5 protein-coding genes are annotated in these 5620 nt (G+C 68.3%); 1 reads left to right on the top strand and 4 read right to left on the bottom strand.

Annotated elements, in window-relative coordinates; genetic code table 11:
* Nucleotides 1–39 precede the first annotated feature (39 nt).
* From ACRDUX_RS02180 to glnX, 3 genes are all read right to left on the bottom strand, one after another.
* Nucleotides 40–2232, bottom strand: coding sequence for a tetratricopeptide repeat protein (locus tag ACRDUX_RS02180; RefSeq protein ID WP_526410573.1), 2193 nt, complete (start codon nucleotides 2230–2232; stop codon nucleotides 40–42).
* Between the two features lie 119 nt (nucleotides 2233–2351).
* Entirely contained in the window at nucleotides 2352–3329 is a 978-nt protein-coding gene (locus ACRDUX_RS02175) for a glutamate ABC transporter substrate-binding protein (RefSeq protein ID WP_526410571.1), read from the bottom strand.
* Nucleotides 3330–3340: 11 nt separating this feature from the next.
* The gene (gene glnX, locus ACRDUX_RS02170; RefSeq protein ID WP_526410570.1) at nucleotides 3341–4660 is read right to left on the bottom strand and encodes a protein kinase G-activating protein GlnX; all 1320 of its coding nucleotides are present in this window, start codon (nucleotides 4658–4660) and stop codon (nucleotides 3341–3343) included.
* A gap of 161 nt (nucleotides 4661–4821) precedes the next feature.
* Here glnX and ACRDUX_RS02165 point away from each other — a divergent pair, with 161 nt between their 5' ends.
* Entirely contained in the window at nucleotides 4822–5319 is a 498-nt protein-coding gene (locus ACRDUX_RS02165) for an NUDIX hydrolase (RefSeq protein ID WP_526410568.1), read from the top strand.
* On the opposite strand, the gene ACRDUX_RS02160 is transcribed toward ACRDUX_RS02165, so the two are convergent.
* Nucleotides 5303–5620, bottom strand: a 318-nt coding sequence (locus ACRDUX_RS02160) for a thiamine phosphate synthase (RefSeq protein WP_526410566.1), incomplete at its 5' end; no start/stop codon positions are given. The genes ACRDUX_RS02165 and ACRDUX_RS02160 overlap by 17 nt on opposite strands.

The following is a 5620-nucleotide window of genomic DNA, read 5'->3' as shown; positions in this document are numbered from 1 at the left end:
TTGCGGGAGCGGTTCGGTCCCCGGTAGAGACAGGTCCGGTCAGAAGGTGCTCATCGGCCGGACGCTGTTGGCCAGGTCGACCAGCGCGTAGCGGTGCTCCTGCGTCGGCGCGACGCGAGACAGCCCGCGAAGTGAGGCCTCGACGCCCAGCCGTAGACCGTGCTCGGTGAACGGGAACCCCAGGATGTGGTTGGTGCTCGCGGTGTTGTCGGCAAGCCAGTCCATCGCGGTCCCGAGCACCAGGGCGCGGATCTGAAGAACCCTGGGTTCGGTGTCAGGAAGCACCTCGACCCGGCGGGCGGCATCGCGGATCTGTTGTTCGGTGATCTCGCTGCCGGAGCGGCCCGACAGCAGGGTCACCGCGCTGGTGAGCCGCGCGGTCGTGAAGTGTCTCGAGGTGGGCGGAACCTGGTCGAGCGTCGTGACAGCGTCATCGCGGTGGGCATCCGCGGACTGCGCGCGGGCCAGCCCGAACCCGGCGGAGATCACGCCGTTGTCGGTGTTCCACACCGTCTTGTAGAACGACCGTTCGTCGGCGGATCCGCAGAGCTCCGCCGTCGCGGCCAACGCCAGCTTGGGCGCCAGCTCGCCGGGTAGCGTGTCCAGCACCTCGGTGAAGTGCTTGGTCGCGGATTCGTAGTCGGCCGAGAGCAATTCGGCCACCGCGCGGAACCAGACCAGACGCCATCGCCAGCCGACCCGTTCGTGGAGGTCGTCGAGCTTGCGGGTGGCCTTGGCGACGTCGCCGAGGTCCAGCAGCGCCCGCACCTCCATCAACGGCAGCTCGACGGACTCGGAGAGGTCGACGCCGTCGGAGTCCAGCGAGCCGTACCGCGCCGCCCGCAGGGAGTCGAGCGTCTGGACGGGCTGGCTGAGCACCGTCGCCGACAGCACCGCCGCGCCGACGTCGGCGGGGTCGACGAGCGGCACCTGCAGCGCCTTGACGATCTCCTGGGCGGTGAGCTTCTCGGAGTGCACCTGGCCGTCGAGGTAGACGTCGGTATGCGCGACGAGCAGGTCGATGCCGAACGTCGACCGGGACGGGCTGAACACGGTCGACAACCCGGGTCGCGGCATGCCGGAGTCCTGCGCGACGACCTCCCGCAGCACCCCGATCAGCTGGCCGGACATCTCCTCGGCGCTGGCGAAGCGCCTGCGCGGGTCGGCGTCGATGGCGCGGCGCAACAGTCGACCGAACGAATCGTATTGGGCCAGAACGGGATCATTCTCGGGCAGGCCATCGTCATAGCGGCCGCTGCGAGTGCGCAGATCCAGTGTCAACGCCGCAAGGGTGCGTCCGACGGTGTAGATGTCGGTGGCCATCGTCGGCCCCGTCTTCACGATCTCTGGCGCCTGGTATCCCGGTGTGCCGTAGAGGAATCCGTAGGAGTTCAGCCGTGAGACCGCGCCGAGGTCGATAAGCTTGAGCTGCTCCTCGGTGACCATGATGTTCTCGGGCTTGAGGTCGTTGTACACCAGCCCGACCGAGTGCAGATAGCCCAGCGCGGGCAGGATTTCGAGCATGTACGCGATCGCCTGCGCGACCGGGAGCCGGTGTCCCTTGGCCTGTTTGAGTGACGTACCGCCGACGTACTCCATCACGATGTAGCCGACGGGGTCGCCGTTCTTGTCGTCGTGCTCGACGAAGTTGAAGATCTTCACGATCCCGGGGTGGGTGACCTCGGCGAGGAACTGGCGTTCGGCCATCGCGATCGACTGCGCCTCGGCGTCGCCGGAGTGCACCAAACCCTTGAGCACCACGGGGCGGTCGTTGACGTTCTTGTCGAACGCCAGGTAGATCCAGCCGAGGCCGCCGTGCGCAATACAGCCCTTGATCTCGTACTGGTCGATCACCATATCGCCCGGACTCAGCTGTGGGAGAAAGGAATACTGGCTTCCGCAGTGTGGGCACCAGCCCTCGGACAGCGCTTCGCCGTCGGAGGTGGAGCGACCGACCGGTTTGCCACAGTTCCAGCAGAACCGCTTGACCTCGGCCACCACCGGGTCGGTCATCAGCGCTTCCAGCGGGTCCCGTTCCGGCACCCGCGGAACCTCGACGAGTCCGCCGCCGAGACGCCGGATCGGCGACCATCGCCGCGTCAGCATCGTCGTCTGATCGTGGGGTTCGGTCTCGGCGGTGCCGACCGAGACGCCGTCCGAATCGTCGAAGTTCGGCCGGAACACCGCCTGAGTCGCCATCGGCCGCATGGTCGCCAGCGAGTCGTAGGTCATGGCCTCGGCGGGCTGGGTGCCCGGATAGGCATCCTCGTCGGAGGGGCCGTCGGGGGTCGTCCCTTGGGCCTCGTCGGGCTTGTCCTCGGGGATGTCGTCGTGCCGGTCGGGGGTGGCCATCAGTCCGAATACCTCGGCACGGGCGGTGCAGGCGCAGGCCCGAGCACCGTCAACCACTTGCGGTACAACGTGTTCCACGTGCCGTCCCGGCGCACCCGGTCGAGCGTTCCGTTGACGAACCGCACCAGGCCGGTGTTCTCCTTGTTGATCCCGATACCGTACGGCTCCTTGCCCATGGAGGGCCCCACTATGTGCAGGTACGGGTCCTGGGAGACCAGCCCGGCCAAAATCGAATCGTCGGTGCTGACGGCGTCGACCTGACGCTGCTGCAGTGCGACGAGGCAGTCGGCCCACGTCACGACCTCGACGATGACGGGCGGCGGGTCGATCTGCTGGATGCGTTGCAACGACGTCGTGCCCGTGGCCGCGCACACCCGCTTGCCAGCCAAATCGGACGCCTCGGTGATCGCCGAGTCACGCGGCGCCAGGATCCGCTGGTTGGCCGCGAGGTACTCGGTGGAGAAGTTCACCAACTTCTCGCGCTCGCAGTTGATGCTCATGGTCTTGACCACGATGTCGACCTGATCGTTCTGTAGCGCGGTGACCCGGTCGGCCGAGGACAGGATGCGGTACTCGACCTGTGACGGCGTGCCGAAGATGTCGCGGGCCACCTCGCCCGCGATGTCGACGTCGAAGCCGGTGATCTCGCCGGTGATCGGATCGCGGAAGCTGAACAGGTTGCTGCCGATGTCGAGACCGACGATGAGCCTGCCCCGGTTGCGGATGTTGGCGACGGCGTCCTGGGCTTCTGCCTTCGTGGGGAACGGCCGCAGACTGGCCGTGCAGTCGTCCTCGTCGGCGGCGTCGGTTGGTTTGACGGACTGCGGCGCAGCCTCTTCCATGCCCGCGGGGGTGGGCGGCGCCAGCGTCACGCTCGGTACGTTGATGACGGGCGCGGCTTGGCTGCAGCCGGCCACCATCGTCACCGCTGCGAGTACCGCCAGCAGTGCTCTGCTCTTCGTGCGAGCGCTCGTCATCCGGTTGGCAATCATCTGTACTCACTCAACCTCGGCCACAGCCCGAGCGCCACCGCGATCGCTGCGGTGATGCTGAGAACGGCCGCGCCGACGGTCGCGCCCGACAGCACCCGACGGGCGTTGACGATGTCGTTGCGCAATTGCTGCCTGCTCTCCCCGATGCCCTTCGTCAAGGCGGCGTCGAGCTTGTCGAAGGCCGGGGTGGAGTCGTCCTCGCCGGTGCCGAGCGCCACCTGGGTGGCCGCCTGGTAGTTGCCCACCGCGATGTAGGCGTTGATCCGGTCGTCGGCGGCCCGCCACCGCCGCAGCAGTTGTTCGGCGTCGGCCAGATCGGCCTTGTCGATGGCGTCGTTGCGGCCGAGGTAGTCGGCCAGCTGCTGCTGCATCGTGTCGATGCGCTGGTAGTAGGACTGTTTGCGGACGCCTTCGTCACCACGGCGGATCAGTGACAGCGTCTCGTCGGCGCGCGCCTGCTGAGCGGTGATCGCCATGGTGGTGACGGTCTTGAGCGATTCTGCGGCCGTGCTCTTGGCGCTGCGGCTGTCGGCGGTGGAGATCGTCAGCGCGGTACCGACCCACACGATCATGATGAGCACGGCGAGCCCGCCTGCGACGAAGCCGATGTTCACCCGTCGGCGGGTGCGCCGCGCCAGCCACCGGTTGGCGAACGCGCCGAACATGAGGGTGGCCAGCACGACGAGGATGACCGGCGCCGGGATCCTGGTCGACGCGGTCGTTTCGACGTCTACCTTCTTGGAGGTCTCCTCGTACAGGCGCTGGGCGTCGGGCAGGATCTGCGTCTGCATCAGCGAGGACGCCTCCGCCAGATACGACGATCCGACGGGATTGCCCGCGCGATTGTTGGTACGCGCCGTCTCGACCAGACCGGTGTACACGGCGAGTTGTGCATTGACGCGGCCCAGCAGTCGCACCATCTCGTCATCGGTGAGCCCGCTGGACGCGCGGGTCACGGCGACGGCGGCGTCGGTGATGGCCTGCTCGTAGCGCTGCCGCACGGCGCGGGGTTCCGTGCCGGAGATGAAGGCCGTCGAAGCGGCGGCGTCGGCGACCGACAGCGTCGTGTAGAGCTGTCCGGCCGCGAACGCCAACGGCTCGGTGTGGCCCAGCACGTTGGACAGCGCCTGTTGACGGCCGTTGATCGTCGTCGACGTCGCGAACGCGCACGCGATGACCAAGGCGGACAGGACGAACCCGATGGTCAGAATGCGGCCGGGGGTGGTCCAGAGGAACCACCACCGCGGGTGCGCTGGTCTGGTCTGTGAGCGGGACGCAAGGGGCTCGGTAGAAGGGTGCGCCAACTCCACAGTCACCTGTGCGCGGACCTCTGCTTTCCGGCTGCTTTCCCGACTCCTCCAACTGTAAAGGAATTCTAAGAGCAGGGGGCGGGACGCGCGGGACAATCGTCGACACCACGTGGATCGGCCGAGCCTGCGGCGGGCCCAAGATCGCGGCGGAGCCCTATCCTGAACGCGTGCGAGGCGACGGCGACGGTTGGGTGCTATCTGACGACGGCGCGCACTTCTGGGGCAGGCACGGCGCCGCGGGGTTGCTGTTGCGCGCCCCGCGCCCCGACGGAGGCGCCTCGGTGCTGCTCCAGCATCGGGCGCCGTGGAGTCATCAGGGCGGGACGTGGAGCCTCCCCGGCGGCGCCCGCGACAGCCACGAGACCGTCGAGGAGGCGGCCGTCCGCGAAGCGCACGAGGAAGCCGGGCTGACCGCCGACCAGCTGGTGGTGCGGGGCACGGTGGTGACGGCCACCGCAGACGGTGGCCAGTGGACCTATACGACCGTCATCGCCGACGCGCCGGAACCGCTGGCGACGGTGCCCAACCGCGAGAGCTCCGAGCTGCGCTGGGTCGCCGAGGACGAGGTCGCCGAACTACCGCTGCACCCCGGCTTCGCGGCCAGCTGGGACCGGCTTCGCACGGCGTCGGCGGCGTATCCGTTCGAGGTCAATCGCGAGAGGTGAGCGCCGACCTCAGCTCCCGCGCCGCGGCGGCCGGGTCCTCGGCAGCGGTGATGGCTCGCACCACCACGACGCGACGGGCACCCGCGTCCAGCACCTCGGCAAGCCGGTCGACGTCGATGCCGCCGATGGCGAACCACGGAATCTCGGTGCCCGACGCCGCCGCCGTGCGGACCAGGTCGAGTCCAGGCGCCGTTCTGCCCGGCTTCGTCGGGGTTGGCCAGCAGGGGCCGACGCAGAAGTAGTCGATACCGCCTTGCCCCGCTTCGGACACCGCGGCGGATACCTGCGCGGCGTCGTGCGT

Source organism: Mycobacterium sp., assembly GCF_050701675.1.
GTDB lineage: Bacteria > Actinomycetota > Actinomycetes > Mycobacteriales > Mycobacteriaceae > Mycobacterium.
The sequence above is the reverse complement of the archived record's forward strand: the minus strand, read 5'-3'. Positions and strand labels throughout refer to the sequence as shown.

Bases quoted from the DNA above. Each gene is read 5' to 3' on its own strand.
- ACRDUX_RS02180 (WP_526410573.1), bottom strand. From the start codon at position 2,232: ATGACCTACGACTCGCTGGCGACCATGCGGCCGATGGCGACTCAGGCG.
- ACRDUX_RS02175 (WP_526410571.1), bottom strand. From the start codon at position 3,329: ATGACGAGCGCTCGCACGAAGAGCAGAGCACTGCTGGCGGTACTCGCA.